The sequence below is a fragment of the Zobellia sp. B3R18 genome, assembly GCF_018860715.1.
Lineage (GTDB): Bacteria > Bacteroidota > Bacteroidia > Flavobacteriales > Flavobacteriaceae > Zobellia > Zobellia russellii.
This window is the reverse complement of record NZ_JAHKQG010000011.1, coordinates 139448-157398: the sequence shown is the minus strand read 5'-3', so window position 1 is coordinate 157398 and position 17951 is coordinate 139448. Positions and strand designations below refer to the sequence as shown.

The following is a 17951-nucleotide window of genomic DNA, read 5'->3' as shown; positions in this document are numbered from 1 at the left end:
GTTAAGGATTAGAGTAACCGAATACCTATTTTTGCCCCACAGATTTTTAAAGAGCACCCTTCGTGAGAGGGGTGCTTTTTTTTTGATATCATATTTTTTTCTTTACGCCCCGTTCTTTAGCGTAGTTATTATTAAATTTGCCTTTCTTCAAAAGCAAGTAAGACGATGTTTGACAATTTAAGTGATAAGCTAGATAAAGCCCTCCACACCCTACGGGGCCATGGGCAGATTACAGAAATTAACGTTGCCGAGACCACTAAAGAAGTACGTAGGGCTTTATTGGATGCGGATGTTAACTTCAGGATAGCCAAAGAATTTACCAATAAGGTCAAAGAAAAAGCTTTGGGTCAAGATGTATTGACCACTTTACAACCTGGCCAATTAATGGTAAAGATTGTTAAGGATGAGCTTACGGAGCTTATGGGCGGGGAAACAGAAGGGATTAACCTTTCCGGAACTCCTTCCATAATTTTAATGTCCGGTTTACAAGGTTCGGGTAAAACTACCTTTTCAGGTAAATTGGCCAACTTCCTTAAAACCAAAAAAACAAAGAAGCCTTTATTGGTGGCGTGTGATGTGTACCGTCCTGCGGCAATAGATCAGTTGCACGTAGTTGGGGAGCAAATTGGGGTTGAGGTATATTCCAATCGTGATGAGAAGAACCCGGTAAAGATTGCACAGGCCGGTATTGCCAAAGCAAAATCAGAAGGCTACAACGTAGTTATTATAGATACCGCGGGTCGTTTGGCGGTAGATGAGGAGATGATGAACGAAATCTCTGAAATCCATAAAACCATACAACCTCAAGAAACGCTTTTTGTAGTAGATTCTATGACGGGTCAAGATGCTGTAAACACAGCAAAGGCCTTTAATGATATTTTAAATTTTGACGGGGTAGTACTTACCAAGTTAGATGGTGATACCCGTGGTGGAGCTGCCATTTCAATTAAATCGGTAGTAGATAAGCCTATAAAATTCATCGGTACAGGTGAAAAAATGGAAGCTATTGATGTTTTCCATCCTTCACGTATGGCCGAGCGTATTTTGGGCATGGGTGATGTTATTTCTTTGGTGGAACGTGCCCAAGAGCAGTTTGATGAAGAAGAGGCCCGTAAAATCCAGAAGAAAATTGCCAAAAACAAGTTTGGCTTTGATGATTTCCTTTCCCAGATACAGCAAATCAAAAAGATGGGTAACATCAAGGATTTAATGGGGATGATTCCTGGTGCCGGAAAAGCACTTAAAGGATTGGATATAGATGATGATGCCTTTAAGCACATTGAAGCCATTATACATAGTATGACGCCAGATGAGCGTTCAAACCCTTCCAAATTGAACATGAGCCGTAAAAAGCGTATCGCCAAAGGAAGTGGAAGACAAGTGCAAGAAGTAAACCAACTTTTGAAGCAGTTTGACCAGATGAGCAAAATGATGAAAATGATGCAAGGCGGTGGCGGTAAAAAGATGATGCAGATGATGGGAAACATGCGTGGCATGAAATAAAACCAAGTTTTTAAAAAAATACAGGACCAGTTAAGACCTAACCGAATATTATGACATTACTAGACGGAAAAAAAGTTTCCAACGAGATAAAGGACGAGATTACCTTAGAGGTAGCGAAGATGAAAGAACGCGGTGAGAAAGTACCTCATTTGGCAGCTGTTCTGGTAGGTAATGACGGAGCAAGTCTAACGTATGTAGGTAGCAAAGTACGCTCGTGCAAGAAAATTGGTTTTGAATCTACTTTAATTCACTTGCCTAGTGAAACTACAGAAGAAGAGCTGTTAAATAAAGTTCATGAGCTTAACGCCAACGCGGATATTGACGGGTATATTGTACAACTACCTTTGCCAAAGCATATAGACGAGGAAAAGGTTTTAATGGCTGTTGATCCGGATAAAGATGTAGACGGATTCCACCCTGCAAACTTCGGAAAAATGGCATTGGATATGGAAACTTTCATATCTGCCACTCCTTTTGGTATTATGGAACTTCTTAAGCGTTATAAGGTAGATACTCAAGGTAAACATGCCGTTGTTATTGGCCGTAGTCATATTGTAGGTAGACCCATTAGTATTTTAATGAGCCAGAAAGGAGAAGCTGCAAACTGTACGGTTACCTTAGCTCATAGTAGAACTCAGAATATTAAGGAATTGACCTTGCAGGCAGATATAATTGTATCTGCGTTGGGTGTTCCACACTTTTTAAAAGGCGATATGGTCAAAGAGGGTGCGGTTATCATAGATGTTGGTATTACCAGGGTTTCCGATGAAACCAAGGAAAAAGGATATTATATTACCGGTGATGTTGATTTTGAAGAGGTTAGTCCTAAAGCTTCATTTATAACTCCTGTTCCTGGTGGTGTTGGGCCAATGACCATTGCTATGCTTCTCAAAAATACCCTTTTAGCCAGAGAAAGACATAGAAATAACTAGAGGCGCGTTAGACTTTTTATTGATTTTTTGAGTCGATAAAATTGAGTCTTCTGGTTTTAGGTTTTTTATACCTTTAATTCTTATCTGTTTTCTCGTTTAAGTGCAACAATTATTTAGGTTTGAGCGTTAACGCTCTATAAACCAACCATCTTATGTTAGAAGCACTTGCCTCTGCCGATATTCAATTGGATCCTTTCTTTGATTTATCCATGGATTATCTTTGTGTTGCTGGATACGATGGATATTTTAGAAAAATAAATCCTGCGTTTATTGAATTGTTGGGGTATTCTAAAGAGGAGCTGTTTTCTTCCCTTATTTGTGAATTTATTTATGAAGAAGACCGTGAACTGACCGCCTCCCACAGAAAAAGTCTGATAAATAATAAGCCTTTAGTCAATTTTGAGAATCGGTATATCTGTAAATCCGGAGAATTGGTATGGCTGCATTGGACATCTATCCCCATGCCGGACAAGCAATTGGTCTATGCCATAGCCAAAAACATAACCCACAAAAAGAACTTGGAGTCGGAACGTATCTCTCATGTGGCTCATTTATCAAAAATAAACCAACAACTTAAACAGCTAAATTACACTACTTCACATGATTTAAGGTCTCCGGTCAACAACTTACTTTATCTGGCGGATATTCTAGGGTCTAACGATAATAGTGATGAGGATAATGAAAAAATACTTGAATATATAAAGCAATCTGCACAAGGCCTTAAAACTTCATTGAACTCTTATGTAGATGCGTTAAAGGAAAATGAAGAATCTAATGTTAGGGTAGAGGAAGTGTATTTTGAAACTATTTTTCAAAAAGTACAGAACTCTATCAGTTCTTTAATCAAGGACTCAAAAGCAAAATTTTATGCGGACTTTTCCGGAATGGAAAGTGTAGAGTTCAATACGTCTTACATGGAGAGTATTTTTCTTAATCTTATTACCAATTCAATCAAATACGCTAGGCCGGACAGCTTCCCTGAAATTAAGATTACCACAACCGAAAATAACGGCGAAAAGACATTTACTTTTTCTGATAACGGACTTGGTTTTGACATGGAAAAAGTGGGGCACCTAATCTTTAACCTAAATCAAAGATTTCACAATACTAAAGACAGTAAAGGAGTGGGATTATATTTAGTGCATAATCATATAACCAGTCTAGGAGGTAGTATAAGTGTAGAAAGTAAAGTAAACGAGGGTAGTACTTTTACCATTAAATTTAAATCTTGATCGGTGCCAATTTTTAACGGGATTCTAATTTTAATCCTTCCGTGTATTGATTATCCACTTCTCGTATCGCTCGTATTTTAAGACATCCGGTTAGTAGTTTATAATTTGTTTAGGGTTTTTTATAAAAATCCAAACAAACGTTTTGCTCGAAGAAAAATTGTTCATTCAATGAAAATAATTGGAGATTAAGCAACAATTGTCTTATACTTAGCGTTTTAAATTCGTTATACCTTACCAAAACCAATGAGACAGTTAATAGAATCCGAAAACTTTAAGCTAGATCCGTTCTTTAACTTATCAACAGATAATCTTTGTATCACAGATTTTGAAGGTTACTTTAAGAAAGTAAATCCTGCCTTTACAAAACTTTTGGGGTATACGGATAAGGAACTGTATTCAAAGCCTATAACGGAGTTTATTTATGAGGAAGACCGCGAGTTAACGGCCCGGCATGGTCAGAACTTGATCAATAACATTCCCTTGTGCAATTTTGAAAATAGATACGTTTCTAAAACTGGGGAGTTGGTATGGCTGTATTGGACGGCTACCCCGTCCGTAGATGAAGGCTTGGTTTATGCCATAGCCAAGGATATAACACATAAAAAAGAATTGGAGAATGAGCGCATTTCTCTTGTAAGTGACTTAGTGGAAACAAATGAAAAGCTCAAACAGTTAAACCATATTACTTCCCATGATTTAAGGTCGCCCGTAAATAATTTGGTCTATCTCGTAGAAATGCTGGATACCAACAAAATCAATGATGACACCACCTTACAGATTTTAGAGCACGTAAAACGCTCTGCAGATGGATTGAAGGAATCATTAAACGCTTATGTTGACGCCGTAACGGAAAGCGAAAGCGTTGCAGAGGCACTGGATGACGTTTATTTCAATGAGGTATTTCAAGAGGTTACACAATCCATTGGTACGTTGCTGAGCGGTTCCAATGTAGAGTTTATTACGGATTTTTCCGAGGCGCAATTCGTTCCGTTCAATAGAGAATATATGAAGAGTATTTTTCTAAACCTGATTTCCAATTCAACCAAATATGCAAGGCCTGGCGTCGCACCTATTATTTCTATCAAGACTCAAATGGATAGGGGCCGGAAAAAGTTGATTTATAGTGATAACGGCTTGGGGTTTGATATGGAAAAATATGGACACCTTATTTTTGAACTCAGTCAAAAGTTTCATGATGCCAACGGTAGCAAGGGACTTGGCCTATACTTGGTAAAAAAGCATATAACCAGTTTAGGCGGAAGTATACAGGTGGATAGCAAAATAAATCAGGGAACCACCTTTACCTTTGTATTTGAAGAATGGTCGTAAGAAGTAATAACGGGTTCCAAACGCCTAGTTTAGAAATTTCTTTTCCTTTAAAACCTTTCCTGTAATTACGGTATCTCCGGGTTTTATAACTTCAATATCATTGCTGTCATCAATACTGCAACTACTTATTACGATGATTACCGTAAGAAGGAACAATACAAACGCGAACTTTTTCATAGGTCAAGTAAAAATAGATTTGAACGTACATAACGTTTAAAACAGCGTTTTATGTATAAATTTTGCATAATCTTTACACGTTGAAATGCAGGTGCTAAGGCAAAACCTTTACTTTTGCGGCTTTTGCATATTCCATGGCCAATACAAACCGTTTTTCTTTCGTAGACCCTGCCAAAAGTCCAATTTTTTACGGTTATGTTATTTTGGTAATCGGTACCATTGGTATTTACTGTAGTATTCCTGGCCAAACCATTGGTGTATCTGTATTTACGGATCCCGTAAAGGATGCTTTAGGTTTGAGCAGGAACCAGTTTAGTAATGCGTATATGATCGGTACTATATGTAGTTCTTTGGTTATTGGTCGTGCCGGGGTTTGGTTTGATAAGTATGGGGCTCGCTACGTGGCATTTTTTGCCGCGATTACATTGGCAGTGGCTCTTATGCTCTGTTCTTGGTCCGTACAAATGAGTACGTTCGTAAAAAGCTTGTTAAACGTTGATACGTGGCTTGTTCCCTTTGTTATAATGGCTTCCCTCTTTTTTGTTCTAAGGTTTTCTGGCCAAGGAGTACTTACTATGGCTTCCCGTAATGTTATCATGATTTGGTTCGATAAGAATAGGGGTAAGGTCAATGCAATTAGCAGTGTGGCCATATCGTTTGGTTTTTCATCTTCACCGCTCTGGGTAAATGCACTCATTGAAAGTTATAGTTGGCAGGTTACATGGCAAATATTGGCTGCGGCACTAGTGGTTTTCTCAATTTGTATCTTACAGTTTTATAAGAATAAACCAGAGGAGCACGGTCTATTGCCGGATGGCGAGGTTTTGGTGAACGAAGAAGAGTCCAAGAACATACCCTTGGCAAAACAGTATACGGCAAAAGAAGCCCAGCAGACCCGAGCATTTTGGATGTATGCGTTGATCTTATCTTTTAATAGTTTTTTTATTACCGGGTTAACTTTTCACGTAGTATCCGTTTTTGCCAGTGAAGGATTTCCGAAAGATGATGCCATATCCATATTTTTGCCGGCATCCGTCGTAGCAGTAACCATTTCTCTAATTTTTAATTTTTTAAGCGATTACCTGCATCTTAAACTTTATTTGTATTTGATGATTTTAGGAGGGGTTATGGCTTCCGTGGGTTTTTTGTTCCTGTCCTCTTCTTTTGGTATTCCCATGCTAATTGGTGGCTTCGGAGTTTTAGGCGGCTTTTTTGCCGTACTCAACGCTATTGTATGGCCTCGTTTCTTTGGCCGTACACATTTAGGGGCCATAACGGGTAAGGTGATGTCGTTTTTAATTTTGGGAAGCGCTCTTGCACCACCCATTTTCAGTCTTTGTTTCAGTACGTTTGGGTCGTATAGGTTACTTGGGTATCTAGGACTTGTTTTTCTACTTTTTTTGGCTATAGGTTCGGTTAAGGCAAATAATCCGCAGTAATCATAATTTGATTTATTATTACAATTAGATAGCTTTCTATTTTGGTTTTTTCAGACTTCTCTGGGTTCTAAATCCCTTTCTAAACCCTAGAAGAGGCATAGTTTGTTCTTTGATAGGCAGCTGGTAAAGTTGCATTTTGATTCTTGCGCTATTGTTCCTAGATTTAGATGTTTTAGCAATGTACCTCAATTTTGCTATGATGATGGAATTAACGAAAACCTAAACAACCTATTAAAATGAAAAAAACGGCCCTGGCGCTATCTCTTGTGGTAGCCCTTGTCTCATGTAAAACCGAGACAAAAAAAGACGAAGTGACAAAAGCGGCTTCCACGGCCGAAACCACCCCGGAAGCAGATGAATGGATTTACCTTTTTGACGGGACTACTACAGAAGGCTGGCGTGCCTATAACGGAGATGATTTGCCGCCGCAATGGGTAGTTAAGGACGGAGCCCTAACTTTTGATACCGAAAAACGAACCGAAGCAAATAGAAAAGGCGGTAAGGATATTATCTATGCGGCCCAAGAGTTCGATAATTTTGAACTGTATTGGGAATGGAAAATACCGGAAGGAGGTAATAGCGGATTGTTGTATCATATTCAAGAAGGGGATTGGAGCATACCCGAGGTCTCTCCCGAATATCAGATGCTGGATGACCTTAAATGGGAAGAAATTAATAATGCCAAGTTAGAGGAATGGCAAAAAACAGGTGCGGATTACGCCATGCACTTACCGGATGTAAGTCAAAAAATAGTCAAGCCTGCGGGAGAGTGGAATACGTCACGCATCATTTTTACCCCAGAAAATGTAGAGCATTGGCTTAACGGAAAAAAACTATTGTCTTTCGTGCCCTGGTCAGAAGACTGGAAAGAACGTAAGGCCAAAGGAAAATGGAAAGATGCTCCTAAATACGGATCTTTTAAAAAGGGTTATATCGGTTTTCAGGACCATGATAGTCCACTTTGGCTTAAAAATGTAAAAATCAAACAACTTTAGAATACTAAACTACATACTCAAACAATCCAAATTACTTGAAAATGAATAAAAGAGAATTTTTAAAAAGCGCGGCGGCCGTATCTTCGTTCGCTTTGTTGCCCAATGCGGCGTGGGCTTTCCAAAATGGAAAAAGACTTAGAACGGCCCATATTGGTGTGGGTAATATGGGAGCTGAAGATTTGAACGCAATTGCTTCTCATGGTTCTGTAGATGTTGTTGCGTTATGCGATGTAGATTCCGTCAACTTGGCAAAAGCACATAAACTGCACCCAGGGGCACGTGTGTTTTTTGATTATAGGGCTATGCTAAATGAAATGGGAGATGAGATTGATGCCGTAGTCGTTTCTACACCGGACCATACCCATGCGCCTGCTTCCTTAATGGCTATGGAAATGAACAAGCCCGTGTACTGTCAGAAGCCATTGACTCATTATGTAGATGAATCAAGAAAAATGATGCAGTTGGCCAAAGAAAAGAATTTGGTGACCCAAATGGGCATTCAGGTGCATTCGTTTTATGATTACCGCTTGGCTACCCTTTTAATTCAAAGTGGTATCATAGGCAAGGTACATACTGTACATGCCTGGTCTCCCAAATCATGGGGTTACAACGGAGATGAGCCTCAAGGGGAAGACCCGGTGCCGGACCAATTGGATTGGAACCTTTGGTTAGGTACGTCCAAAGAACGCCCTTATAAAGAGGGGTACTACCATCCCGGCAAATGGAGAAGGCTGTTAGATTATGGTTGCGGTACATTGGGTGATATGGGGGTACATATTTTTGATACACCTTATAATGCCCTTAATTTAGATGTGCCTTTAACTATTAAAAATGAATGTCGTGAGCCTAACGGGTATGGTTTTCCTGAGAACAATACCGTAACCTATGAATTCCCTGGAACGGAATACACTACAAAAAACCTTAAATGGATTTGGTATGACGGCCCTGGAATGCCACCGGAGCATGAAGATTTAATATTGCCGGACAGTAAAGGTGCGGGCAAACAGCAAAAAAATGGCGCAGGTCAAAAAAATGACATATCGTTAGATGCAGGTGTAGCCGGAGCAGGTCAATTACCTGATCAAGGTGCTATGTTCATTGGTAAAAAGGGACGTTTGTTACTACCTCATTTTATGCAATTGCCAAAGAAAATTGTAAAAGGTAAATATGTGGATATCTCCAAAGAAATTGCTGAGGTTTCCAAAGCCAATAATTTAGGAGAGCCTATTCGCAATTATGATACGGAAGGTCCAAAGCATTATCATCAGTTTGTTGATGCCTGCTTGGGTAAAGGGCAGACTACGGCTCCTTTTTCGTATGCAGGACGTTTAACAGAGACTATTTTGCTTGGTGTAATTGCCGGTCGTTTTCCTAATCAGACCTTGCATTGGGATGCGCAGAGTACTAAATTTTCCGAGGATGAAGCCAATCAATTCTTAGGTGGTGATTACCGAGAGTTTTAATAAGACGGATTATGAATAGATTAATTACTACAATTTTCATCGGTCTTTTTCTAAATGTTTCCCTTTTCGGTCAAACAGGAAAGGTATTTGACGAATTGACCCTAAAAAGCGAAATCTTAAAAGGGGAACGCAAGTATGCGGTATACCTGCCTCCGGATTACGAAACCTCACAACGTTCCTATCCCGTTCTTTATTTGTTGCACGGCGCGGGTGATGACCAAACAGGTTGGGTACAGTTTGGAGAGGTTCTACGCATTACTGACAACGCGATAAAAGCGGGTACGGCCACACCAATGATAATTGTTATGCCCGATGCCAATACGGGTAAACGTGGTTATTTTAATCAAGGAAAGGATTGGCGTTATGAAGATTTCTTTTTTGAGGAATTTATGCCCCATATAGAGAAGAAGTACCGCATTAAGGCCGAAAAACGTTACAGGGCTATTTCTGGACTTTCCATGGGGGGAGGAGGAACCTTTATGTATGCAATGCACCGGCCTGAACTCTTTTCTTCGGCTTGTCCATTAAGTGCTTATGTTGGACCGTTAACTATTGCCGATTTTAAAGAACGGTTAAAGAAAAGCGATGTAAAGTATAGTGAAGCTGAAATAAAGGAATATTTCAAAAAGCATAATGCGTTGGAATTGTTAAAGACCGTACCGGAAGAAGATGTTAAATCCGTTAGGTGGTATATAGATTGTGGTGATGATGATTTCTTGTTCGAGGGCAATAGTTTAGTGCATATTGCCATGACAAAAAAGAAAATTCCACATGAATACCGAGTGCGCGATGGCGGCCATACTTGGACGTATTGGCGGGAATCACTACCGGAGGTTCTTGGTTTTGTGTCCGATGCTTTTCATCAGCATTAATGGTAGGTATCCGTTTTGAGGGAATAAAATAAAATTAAAAATATAGAATGATTTACAGAAGATTCGGGAGAACCGGTTGGCAAGTTAGTGAAGTAGGGTACGGTATGTGGGGAATGGCCGGTTGGACACAATCAGATGATGAACAGTCTGCTAAATCGTTGGATTTAGCGGTTGAAAACGGGGTTAATTTTTTTGATACCGCATGGGGTTATGGTGAGGGGCATAGTGAGGAGTTGCTAGGGGAACTTATCCGTAGGCATCCCAAAACCAAATTGTATTCCGCAAGTAAGATTCCGCCTAAAAATTTTAACTGGCCGGCAAGACCGGAATATGCATTTGAGGATTCCTATCCTACAAATCACATTATTGAGTATACAGAGAAAACCTTGACCAATCTGGGCATGGAACGTATAGATTTAATGCAGTTTCATACTTGGGACGATGGGTGGTCTCACCGTGAGGAATGGCAACGGGCTATTGAAGACTTAAAGAAGTCCGGCAAGATTGGCGCCATGGGCATCAGTGTAAACAGGTGGGAGCCCGAAAACGGAATCAAGGCCTTAAAAACAGGTTTGATAGATGCCGTACAGGTCATTTATAATATTTTTGACCAAAATCCCGAAGACGTACTTTTTCCTTTGTGTGAGGAGATGGATATTGCCGTAATTGCACGTGTTCCTTTTGATGAAGGCACTTTGACCGGTAACCTTACCAAGGAAACCACCTTTCCAGAGGGAGATTGGCGAGGTACCTATTTTGTTCCGGAAAACTTAAATTCTAGTGTAGAACATGCAGAAGCGTTAAGACCATTAATTCCAGAAGGAATGACCATGGCCGAAATGGCACTGCGATTTATATTGGAGAACAAGACTATTGGTACGACCATACCTGGTATGCGAAAAGAGCGTAATGTTTTGGCCAATACCGCAACCAGTGATGGAAACGGATTACCAAAGGAACTCATAGAAGAATTGAAAAAACACCGTTGGGTAAGAAAGCCCACCGAGTGGTCACAATAGAATACTACTGTGCCACTCTGAGCACAGTCAAAGAGTGGTACGGTTTTTACTTGGCGAATAACTGTTCCATATCCTTAAATGCTTTAAATTCTAAAGCGTTTCCCGCAGGGTCTAAAAAGAACATGGTGGCCTGTTCACCGGTCTGGCCCTTAAAACGTACGTAAGGTTCAATTACGAAAGTGACTCCTTTTTCTTTAAGTTCTTGCGAGAAGGACTCAAAAACGTCCCAAGGTAAAACAACACCATAATGAGGTACGGGTACATTTTTACCATCTACTGGGTTGCTATGGGTACCTTCGGTCTCTATTTTTGGCTTGTAGTGAATTACTAATTGATGTCCAAATAGGTTGAAATCTACCCAATGGTCACTACTACGGCCTTCTTCACAGTTTAACGTTTCTCTATAGAATGTTCGGCATTCATCTAGATTATGAACAGGTATAGCAATATGAAAAGGGGTTACGGTTTGCATATTTTTTGGGAATTAATGATTTAAAAAATCTACGATTTGGTCATTTATATGTTCTTGGTGCATAGAGTGTCCAAGGCCCTTTGTACGAACAAAAGTACTATTTTTCCAGTGGGCATGAACAGCTTCGGAAGCATGAAAAGGAGCTAGTTTATCTTCTTCATCATGAAACAAAAGTCCTTTTTTGGTATTCTTTTCGGCAAAGCGTGAAGATGAAAATTCAGCTACGGTAAAACCAAAACGTTTTAGGATAAGCGCTTCTAACGCTTTGCGGACCATATTGTTAAAGTTTAGCAGCCGCTGATAGTGGTCCATGATTTCATAGAACTCCGAAGGTGAGCCAATTGTAACCATTTTTTCAACATTTGTGTTTTGATGATAAAATTCATTGTACATCAAGGTCATACCACCAACCGAATGTCCTATTAGGTATTTTGGATCGTGCTTTTGAATCATGGCCTGCACTCCATCCGAATATAGGGGTACGTTTAAATATTTCCCGGAAGAATACCCGTGTGCAGGAGCATCAAACGCCACAATATTGTAATTTGCCTCACGAAGCTTGGCTATGAGATTACGCCATCTAAACGTGTTGCTTTCCCACCCATGAACCAAAAGAACGGTCTCTTTATTTCCTGGCCAGTGATAAGTCTGTAACGTATGCTTTTTAACTTCAATAGTGTCACCTTTTGCTTGGTCTAGATATTCCTTTTGATTAGGGAGTACCCTGCCTTTTCGTACGGTACAGAAAACATAAAAAGCTTTCTTAGCGGCTTTTTTCTTGGACACTCTTGCGAGCATATTAAAATAGCGCCCATAGACTTTGGGGAGCATTTTGTTCAGGGTTTTTTGCATAGGTTTTGAGAACTATTTTAGGGGCTTCTTTTTAATCATCCCTCCTTTAATATCTTTTACTACCCCCATTACTATAAAGGCGTTTTTGTCTATTTTATCTATTTCTGTACTTAATCGGGCCAGTTCCAAACGGGTCATTACCGTATAGATAATTTCTGTTGAAACCCGGGAATTGCCATCTTTGGTATATCCTCCTTTTCCATTATAAACCGTACATGCCCTGCCCATTTTTTCGGTGAGCATTATCCGTATCTCTTCATTTTTAGGGGAAATTACCGTAACGCCAATATATTCTTCTACACCGTCAACCACGTAGTTTACGGTCTTTGCGGCTACCAAGTAGGTGAGAATAGCATATAGCGCCGTTTCAATACTTAAAAGATAAGCACCTGCGGAAAAAATGACAATATTAATAAGAAGAAGCACATCACCAATGGTCAAGTGCCATTTTCTACTAAGATAGATGGCCAGTACCTCGGTACCATCAATAACGCTGCCACCTCGCATGGCCATACCAATACCTAGACCTAAGAAAAATCCCCCAAAAACGGCAATCAATAGCTTATCACTAGTGATAATAGGGTAGGGGACAAAATGAACCACAATGGCGAGTGCTATAATGGCAAAAATGCTTCGTATGGCAAATTTTCTATTGATGGTCTTGGCGCCAAGAAGAATAAACGGCATATTCACCAATACCAATAAAATGCCCAATGAGATATTGGATTTTACCTGGATCAATAGAGAAACCCCAGTGGCCCCACCATCAATAAAATGATTGGGCAGTAAAAAACCTTTAAGGCCAAAACCTGCAGCGCCTACACCAATTGCAATAAAGAGTATTTCTTTTATGGCATGGACAAACTCTACTTGGCCCAACCTGATTTCTTTAACAAGTTGTCTTTTGGCAATTGCCTTTTCGCCCTTTAATTTGGCTTTGGCGCGTTGTACCAAGAGATATTGCAAAATTGAATTCATGGTACGGTTTTAAATTATAATATGTAACTACGAGGAAAACCTAGTCCCAAGCAACCATCATATATTTGATTTTGGCATCATCCGGAATTTGGACAGCTTCTATATTTACACTTGAGGCATACCGCAAACTAGAAGGTAGCTCCTCTTTACTTATGGTAAAATAGACATCGCTATCTTTTAGAAGAATAACCACGTTGTTCATAGATGTAATGACCTTGCGAATAGTATAGTTGTCTTTAATATCCTTAAAAGTACTACCTAGGCCAACACCTTTATCCGTAGTAAAACGTGGGTCTTCAATGCGAATATTCTCAATAGTGGGTATGCTATCCGAGTTTGGAGTAAGGGTCAATAAGGGTTTACCCCCTTTTTCGAACACCTTAACTTTTTTACTGTTGTTAGCGCTATTAATACTGGTGCTATCCTTTACGATAGAATCGTTTTCGTATATAATTTTTAAGTCGCGTACCAGACTAATACGGTCCAATTTGCCTACACGGTCTTTTATAATAGAGAAGGACGTGTCCTTTTCTTCATTACAACTTGTGAGACATAGGATTAGGCAGATGCTAATTAGTATACTTTTCATGTATTTGTGTAGATTGTTCGTTGCTATCTGAAAAATTGCGTTTTACTTTATCGAATTACTTTTTTCAAGACCCCTAAAACACCACGAATAAAAGTGGCACTGGTCAGTACTTTTATAACTGGATTCTGGCGTGTGCTTGTGCTTCGTCTTCTAGAGGTGGTTTTTGGTTTAGCCTTTTCCTTTGCTGCTTCTGTTTCTGCCTTTTCTATCTTTTCGTTCAAGATCTCATAAGCGCTTTCACGGTCTATAACTTCACCATATTTTGTGACCAACTTAGAATTTTTTATCACAGTTTTCAGCTCGCTTTCCGTTAATACATCCATACGGCTCATGGGGGCGCGAAGCAATGTGGCGGCAAGTGGAGTAGGTCTTCCTTTTTCATCCAAAGCGGAAATCAAGGCTTCTCCAATACCCAGAGAGGTTAAGACTTCTTTAGTGTCGTAATATTCGGAAATAGGGTAGTTTTCCGCCGTAAGTTTAATCGCTTTTCGGTCTCTGGCGGTAAAGGCACGCAGCGCATGCTGAACTTTTAGCCCCAGCTGCGAAAGAACCTCATTGGGAACATCGGCAGGGTTTTGGGTAACAAAGTAAAGCCCTATTCCTTTTGAGCGTATCAACTTTACAATACTTTCAATTTGGTCCAATAGTGCTTTTGAAGCTTCGTTGAAAATTAGGTGGGCTTCGTCTATAAACAGGATTAATTCTGGTCTGTCACTATCGCCTTGCTCAGGAAATGTACTGTAGATTTCCGCCAGTAGGCTCAACATAAAAGTAGAGAACAGTTTTGGGCGGTCTTGAATATCCGTCAAGCGTAAAACGTTAATGTAGCCCCTTCCATTTTCATCAACTCGGGTTAAATCATCTACATCAAATGATTTTTCGCCAAAAAACAAATCGGCACCCTGCTGCTCTAGCTCTATAATTTTTCTAAGAATGGCGCCAGTTGAACTAGAGGAAATTCTACCGTAATCTTTGGTGAATTCCGCTTTGCCCGATCCGGTTGCGTATTGTAGTACTTTCTTAAAATCTTTCAAGTCCAACAGTGGTAGTTTGTTGTCATCACAGTATTTAAAGACCACGGCCACAATACCTTCTTGTGTTTCGGTAAGGTCTAGGATACGTGATAGGAGCACTGGTCCAAATTCTGAAACTGTGGCCCTAAGTTTTACCCCGTCTTGCTCGGAAAGGGATAGAACCTCTACCGGAAACGACTTTGCTTCAAACGGAAGATTGCCTATCATGGCATGACGCTCGTCTATTTTTGGATGACCGGGACTTGGCTGTGCAAGTCCACTTAAATCACCTTTAAGGTCCATTAACAGAACCGGAATGCCTTTGTCCGACAAATTTTCGGCCAGTACCTGAAGTGTTTTTGTTTTACCTGTACCCGTTGCTCCTGCAATAAGTCCGTGACGGTTCAACGTCTTTAGGGGCACTTTTACATGGGCATTGGTAACCGCTTCACCATTAAGCATGGCGGCACCCATAACTATATAATCACCTTTGGTGGTATAACCGGTTTCTATATGTTCTACAAATTTGTCTTTAGTTGGCATACGGCGTATTTTGAAGTAAAAATAAGGGAATTTTTACTGTTTAGCCGAGACTTTTAGAGAAGTTTGGGTTTGAACAAAGCTGAATAGGGGCCGTAGGCAATGAAAATTACAGACTTAGCGGATTATTATGCACGCACATAATTTAAGTTTGAGAATTTGGGTTTTGGTATTTTCAACGCGTATCTTTGCACGATGGTTAAAAAGGAAGTTTTACAGGAAGTTGATAAAGGGAACATGTTGCCCTTAATGGAAGAATTTTATACCATACAGGGAGAAGGCTTCCATAAAGGTACAGCAGCATATTTTATTCGTGTAGGTGGTTGCGATGTAGGATGCCATTGGTGCGATGTTAAGGAAAGCTGGAATGCAAAAACCCATCCGCCAACGGCTATTGAGCAGATAACCGAGAACGCCGCTAAGTATTCCGATACTATTGTTATTACAGGTGGGGAACCCCTAACTTGGAATATGCAACCTTTAACCGATGCTCTAAAGGCCAAGAACTTAAAAACCCATATTGAAACTTCCGGTGCTTATCCTTTGACCGGTACGTGGGACTGGATTTGTCTGTCGCCAAAAAAGAACAAATTGCCCATGGGTAAGGTATATGACGAAGCCCATGAGCTAAAGGTTATAGTATACAATAAGCACGACTTAATTTTTGCAGAACAGGAAGCGGCAAAAACCAATAAAGATTGCATTTTGTACCTACAACCAGAATGGAGCGTTCGGGACAAAGTGGTTCCTATGATCGTAGACTATGTTATGCAAAACCCAAAATGGAAGGTAAGCTTACAGACGCATAAGTATTTGAATATTCCGTAATTCTTCTTTAGCGCCCTCCTATAGAGCGTAGGTCTAGAAGGCACTCTGCGTCTAAACTAGGAGGTTCCGGTAGAATACCTTTGGAAGTTTTTGCTTCCAGCATTCTAAGCACATCTTTTCCGCTAAGGCGGCACGCAGCCGTAATGGTACCGTTATCCGTTGCACTTTTGGCAGATTTTCCGCTAAAACCACCAAATTGAAGTTCGGCTCGCATCAAGCAACCTTCAACTGAACAGTGATTGTTGCCCTTTGTATTGCCTTCTTCGTCCAAAACGGGTTTTCCGTCTTCATCACGTTCAATATCCTCATGGTCGTTAACGGGTTTTGTCCCTAGGTTTACAAGCCCGAACAGATGGCCAAATTCATGGTTCAATGTAGAATTTTCAACATCGGCATCCGTAATGAAAAAACTTCGGTCCGCCAGTTTACGAATGGTTACTTCGTGTAAGATCATAGAAGTATTACGGTATACCGCACCTAGGGTAACCAATCCTTCTTCGTCATCATCGCCTTCGGCAGGAGCATCTGCAAAGTAAATGTATAGGCCAAGGGTAGAACCTTCATTGTAAACCGTTCTGTTTTCGGATTCTAGTTTGGCTATTTCTTCCAAAGTCAGATTTTCTTCGTCCGGAGATTCCAGTTTGGTGTATTTTAATTCAATATCTTTTTTGAATGTTCTTTGTTTTAAATAGGATACAAAACCTTCCATGGCCTCTTCGGTTGGCTTAAACCCGTCTACGTAGGCAATCTCTATTAAAAGCTTGGTAAAGTTGTCGTTAGATAAAAGGTCTGTTGCCGAAGCCCCGGCACTTTTAAGGCTAGCTTCTTTGGCCTGGGTAGTTTCTCTTTCCTGAGTTTGTACGGAATCATCTTTGGAACATCCTATAAAAAAGATAAGAGTTAAAACTGCTGGAAGTATTCGTAATTTGTTCATCCTTGTATTTTAGGGGCCTTCATTAAGAACAAAAATGGCGAAAAATACTGTTATTTAAGCCATAATTTAGCCAAATAGTCGTAATGTTCGCCGTTTCTTACAAGTTTGCAGTTAAAACCGTTGGCCTCAGCGGCTTTTTCTAAGGTGTTGTAATCCAGGTATAACCAGAAAAAAGAATCGCTTTTTTGGTCTTTGTATTTCATTTGGAATTCAATTTCACCATAGTAAGAACCGGTATCCGGTACCCAAACACCACCATCTTCGTCCTCTTCAAACATGTAAATGATATCGCTGGAATCCAATAAAATTTGTGCCCCTGGGTTCATTAGGGTTTTTAAGTGTTTCAAGAATTTGGACATATGGTTTAATTTGCCCACAATACCAATACCGTTCATTAACAATAACAACGTATCGAACTTTTGGTCTTTAAAACTGTAGATATCCGAATACACTACGTTTTGTAACCCGCGTAATTTACATGTTTTGGTGGCTCCTTCGGAATAATCAAGGGCAGTCACGTCCAAACCTTTTTCCTGTAAATATAGACTGTGGCTTCCGGCGCCGCAGCCAACATCCAAAACCAATCCCTTACAAAGCTGTAGCGCCTCTTGCTCCAGCTTTGGCATTTCTTTGAAGTTTCTGAACAAATAGGGCACAGGAATGACATCTTCTTCATCCAAAGAGGAGAAGGTAATAATGTCTTCCGTGTAGTTGTCTTTTTGAAAATCTAATATGGCACGGCCAAATACGTCTATCATAGGAGAAGTGGTTTGTTTGGCAAAAT

At 40.1% G+C, this 17951-nt stretch carries 18 protein-coding genes; 10 read left to right on the top strand and 8 right to left on the bottom strand.

Features of this window, described 5'->3' with window-relative positions; genetic code table 11:
- Positions 1-165: 165 nt before the first annotated feature.
- The 4 genes from ffh (at position 166) to KO513_RS07170 (ending at position 4996) form a co-directional block, all read left to right on the top strand.
- Entirely contained in the window at positions 166-1503 is a 1338-nt protein-coding gene (ffh, locus tag KO513_RS07185; protein WP_215912862.1) for a signal recognition particle protein, read from the top strand.
- Positions 1504-1553: 50 nt separating this feature from the next.
- On the top strand, positions 1554-2435 hold the full coding sequence (gene folD / locus KO513_RS07180; protein WP_215912861.1) for a bifunctional methylenetetrahydrofolate dehydrogenase/methenyltetrahydrofolate cyclohydrolase FolD: 882 nt from the start codon (positions 1554-1556) through the stop codon (positions 2433-2435).
- Positions 2436-2587: 152 nt separating this feature from the next.
- Entirely contained in the window at positions 2588-3667 is a 1080-nt protein-coding gene (locus KO513_RS07175) for a PAS domain-containing sensor histidine kinase (RefSeq protein ID WP_215438361.1), read from the top strand.
- A gap of 243 nt (positions 3668-3910) precedes the next feature.
- The gene (locus KO513_RS07170) at positions 3911-4996 is read left to right on the top strand and encodes a PAS domain-containing sensor histidine kinase (protein ID WP_215912860.1); all 1086 of its coding nucleotides are present in this window, start codon (positions 3911-3913) and stop codon (positions 4994-4996) included.
- A 24-nt stretch (positions 4997-5020) separates the two neighbouring features.
- On the opposite strand, the gene KO513_RS07165 is transcribed toward KO513_RS07170, so the two are convergent.
- A complete protein-coding gene (locus KO513_RS07165) occupies positions 5021-5173 on the bottom strand; it encodes a hypothetical protein (RefSeq protein WP_215438359.1) in 153 nt (50 codons plus the stop codon).
- 134 nt (positions 5174-5307) lie between these two features.
- Here KO513_RS07165 and KO513_RS07160 point away from each other — a divergent pair, with 134 nt between their 5' ends.
- The 5 genes from KO513_RS07160 (at position 5308) to KO513_RS07140 (ending at position 10961) form a co-directional block, all read left to right on the top strand.
- Complete coding sequence (locus KO513_RS07160) at positions 5308-6612, top strand: MFS transporter (protein ID WP_215912859.1); 1305 nt, start codon at positions 5308-5310, stop codon at positions 6610-6612.
- Between the two features lie 236 nt (positions 6613-6848).
- Entirely contained in the window at positions 6849-7607 is a 759-nt protein-coding gene (locus KO513_RS07155) for a 3-keto-disaccharide hydrolase (protein WP_215912858.1), read from the top strand.
- Between the two features lie 41 nt (positions 7608-7648).
- Positions 7649-9070 carry a Gfo/Idh/MocA family protein gene (locus KO513_RS07150; protein ID WP_215912857.1) on the top strand — a complete coding sequence of 474 codons (1422 nt, stop codon included), beginning with the start codon at positions 7649-7651 and terminating at the stop codon, positions 9068-9070.
- 11 nt (positions 9071-9081) lie between these two features.
- Complete coding sequence (locus KO513_RS07145) at positions 9082-9942, top strand: alpha/beta hydrolase (RefSeq protein ID WP_215912856.1); 861 nt, start codon at positions 9082-9084, stop codon at positions 9940-9942.
- 47 nt (positions 9943-9989) lie between these two features.
- The gene (locus KO513_RS07140; protein ID WP_215438354.1) at positions 9990-10961 is read left to right on the top strand and encodes an aldo/keto reductase; all 972 of its coding nucleotides are present in this window, start codon (positions 9990-9992) and stop codon (positions 10959-10961) included.
- A 46-nt stretch (positions 10962-11007) separates the two neighbouring features.
- Here the strand turns inward: KO513_RS07140 and KO513_RS07135 are convergent, their stop codons facing one another.
- From KO513_RS07135 to KO513_RS07115, 5 genes are read right to left on the bottom strand one after another with little or no spacing between them, the layout of a single operon-like run.
- Positions 11008-11433, bottom strand: a complete 426-nt coding sequence (locus KO513_RS07135) for a VOC family protein (RefSeq protein ID WP_215912855.1) — start codon at positions 11431-11433, stop codon at positions 11008-11010.
- 12 nt (positions 11434-11445) lie between these two features.
- Positions 11446-12285, bottom strand: a complete 840-nt coding sequence (locus KO513_RS07130; RefSeq protein ID WP_215912854.1) for an alpha/beta fold hydrolase — start codon at positions 12283-12285, stop codon at positions 11446-11448.
- Positions 12286-12297: 12 nt separating this feature from the next.
- The gene (locus KO513_RS07125) at positions 12298-13263 is read right to left on the bottom strand and encodes a YitT family protein (protein ID WP_215912853.1); all 966 of its coding nucleotides are present in this window, start codon (positions 13261-13263) and stop codon (positions 12298-12300) included.
- A 40-nt stretch (positions 13264-13303) separates the two neighbouring features.
- Positions 13304-13852 (bottom strand): hypothetical protein, encoded by a 549-nt coding sequence (locus KO513_RS07120; protein WP_215912852.1) that lies wholly within the window; start codon positions 13850-13852, stop codon positions 13304-13306.
- Positions 13853-13899: 47 nt separating this feature from the next.
- Entirely contained in the window at positions 13900-15408 is a 1509-nt protein-coding gene (locus KO513_RS07115) for a helicase HerA-like domain-containing protein (protein WP_215912851.1), read from the bottom strand.
- A gap of 192 nt (positions 15409-15600) precedes the next feature.
- Here KO513_RS07115 and KO513_RS07110 point away from each other — a divergent pair, with 192 nt between their 5' ends.
- Positions 15601-16233, top strand: a complete 633-nt coding sequence (locus tag KO513_RS07110; RefSeq protein WP_215912850.1) for a 7-carboxy-7-deazaguanine synthase QueE — start codon at positions 15601-15603, stop codon at positions 16231-16233.
- 7 nt (positions 16234-16240) lie between these two features.
- Here the strand turns inward: KO513_RS07110 and KO513_RS07105 are convergent, their stop codons facing one another.
- A complete protein-coding gene (locus KO513_RS07105) occupies positions 16241-17167 on the bottom strand; it encodes a hypothetical protein (RefSeq protein ID WP_215912849.1) in 927 nt (308 codons plus the stop codon).
- A gap of 50 nt (positions 17168-17217) precedes the next feature.
- A complete protein-coding gene (locus KO513_RS07100; RefSeq protein WP_215912848.1) occupies positions 17218-17925 on the bottom strand; it encodes a class I SAM-dependent methyltransferase in 708 nt (235 codons plus the stop codon).
- Positions 17926-17951: the final 26 nt, after the last annotated feature.

What these genes read in the sequence shown, in the direction of transcription:
- KO513_RS07165 (WP_215438359.1), bottom strand. Translation starts at nt 5,173, where the DNA reads ATGAAAAAGTTCGCGTTTGTATTGTTCCTTCTTACGGTAATCATCGTA.
- KO513_RS07140 (WP_215438354.1), top strand. Translation starts at nt 9,990, where the DNA reads ATGATTTACAGAAGATTCGGGAGAACCGGTTGGCAAGTTAGTGAAGTA.
- KO513_RS07175 (WP_215438361.1), top strand. Translation starts at nt 2,588, where the DNA reads ATGTTAGAAGCACTTGCCTCTGCCGATATTCAATTGGATCCTTTCTTT.
- KO513_RS07105 (WP_215912849.1), bottom strand. Translation starts at nt 17,167, where the DNA reads ATGAACAAATTACGAATACTTCCAGCAGTTTTAACTCTTATCTTTTTT.
- KO513_RS07130 (WP_215912854.1), bottom strand. Translation starts at nt 12,285, where the DNA reads ATGCAAAAAACCCTGAACAAAATGCTCCCCAAAGTCTATGGGCGCTAT.
- KO513_RS07145 (WP_215912856.1), top strand. Translation starts at nt 9,082, where the DNA reads ATGAATAGATTAATTACTACAATTTTCATCGGTCTTTTTCTAAATGTT.
- KO513_RS07100 (WP_215912848.1), bottom strand. Translation starts at nt 17,925, where the DNA reads ATGATAGACGTATTTGGCCGTGCCATATTAGATTTTCAAAAAGACAAC.
- KO513_RS07125 (WP_215912853.1), bottom strand. Translation starts at nt 13,263, where the DNA reads ATGAATTCAATTTTGCAATATCTCTTGGTACAACGCGCCAAAGCCAAA.
- KO513_RS07150 (WP_215912857.1), top strand. Translation starts at nt 7,649, where the DNA reads ATGAATAAAAGAGAATTTTTAAAAAGCGCGGCGGCCGTATCTTCGTTC.
- KO513_RS07110 (WP_215912850.1), top strand. Translation starts at nt 15,601, where the DNA reads ATGGTTAAAAAGGAAGTTTTACAGGAAGTTGATAAAGGGAACATGTTG.
- ffh (WP_215912862.1), top strand. Translation starts at nt 166, where the DNA reads ATGTTTGACAATTTAAGTGATAAGCTAGATAAAGCCCTCCACACCCTA.
- folD (WP_215912861.1), top strand. Translation starts at nt 1,554, where the DNA reads ATGACATTACTAGACGGAAAAAAAGTTTCCAACGAGATAAAGGACGAG.
- KO513_RS07155 (WP_215912858.1), top strand. Translation starts at nt 6,849, where the DNA reads ATGAAAAAAACGGCCCTGGCGCTATCTCTTGTGGTAGCCCTTGTCTCA.
- KO513_RS07135 (WP_215912855.1), bottom strand. Translation starts at nt 11,433, where the DNA reads ATGCAAACCGTAACCCCTTTTCATATTGCTATACCTGTTCATAATCTA.
- KO513_RS07115 (WP_215912851.1), bottom strand. Translation starts at nt 15,408, where the DNA reads ATGCCAACTAAAGACAAATTTGTAGAACATATAGAAACCGGTTATACC.
- KO513_RS07160 (WP_215912859.1), top strand. Translation starts at nt 5,308, where the DNA reads ATGGCCAATACAAACCGTTTTTCTTTCGTAGACCCTGCCAAAAGTCCA.
- KO513_RS07120 (WP_215912852.1), bottom strand. Translation starts at nt 13,852, where the DNA reads ATGAAAAGTATACTAATTAGCATCTGCCTAATCCTATGTCTCACAAGT.
- KO513_RS07170 (WP_215912860.1), top strand. Translation starts at nt 3,911, where the DNA reads ATGAGACAGTTAATAGAATCCGAAAACTTTAAGCTAGATCCGTTCTTT.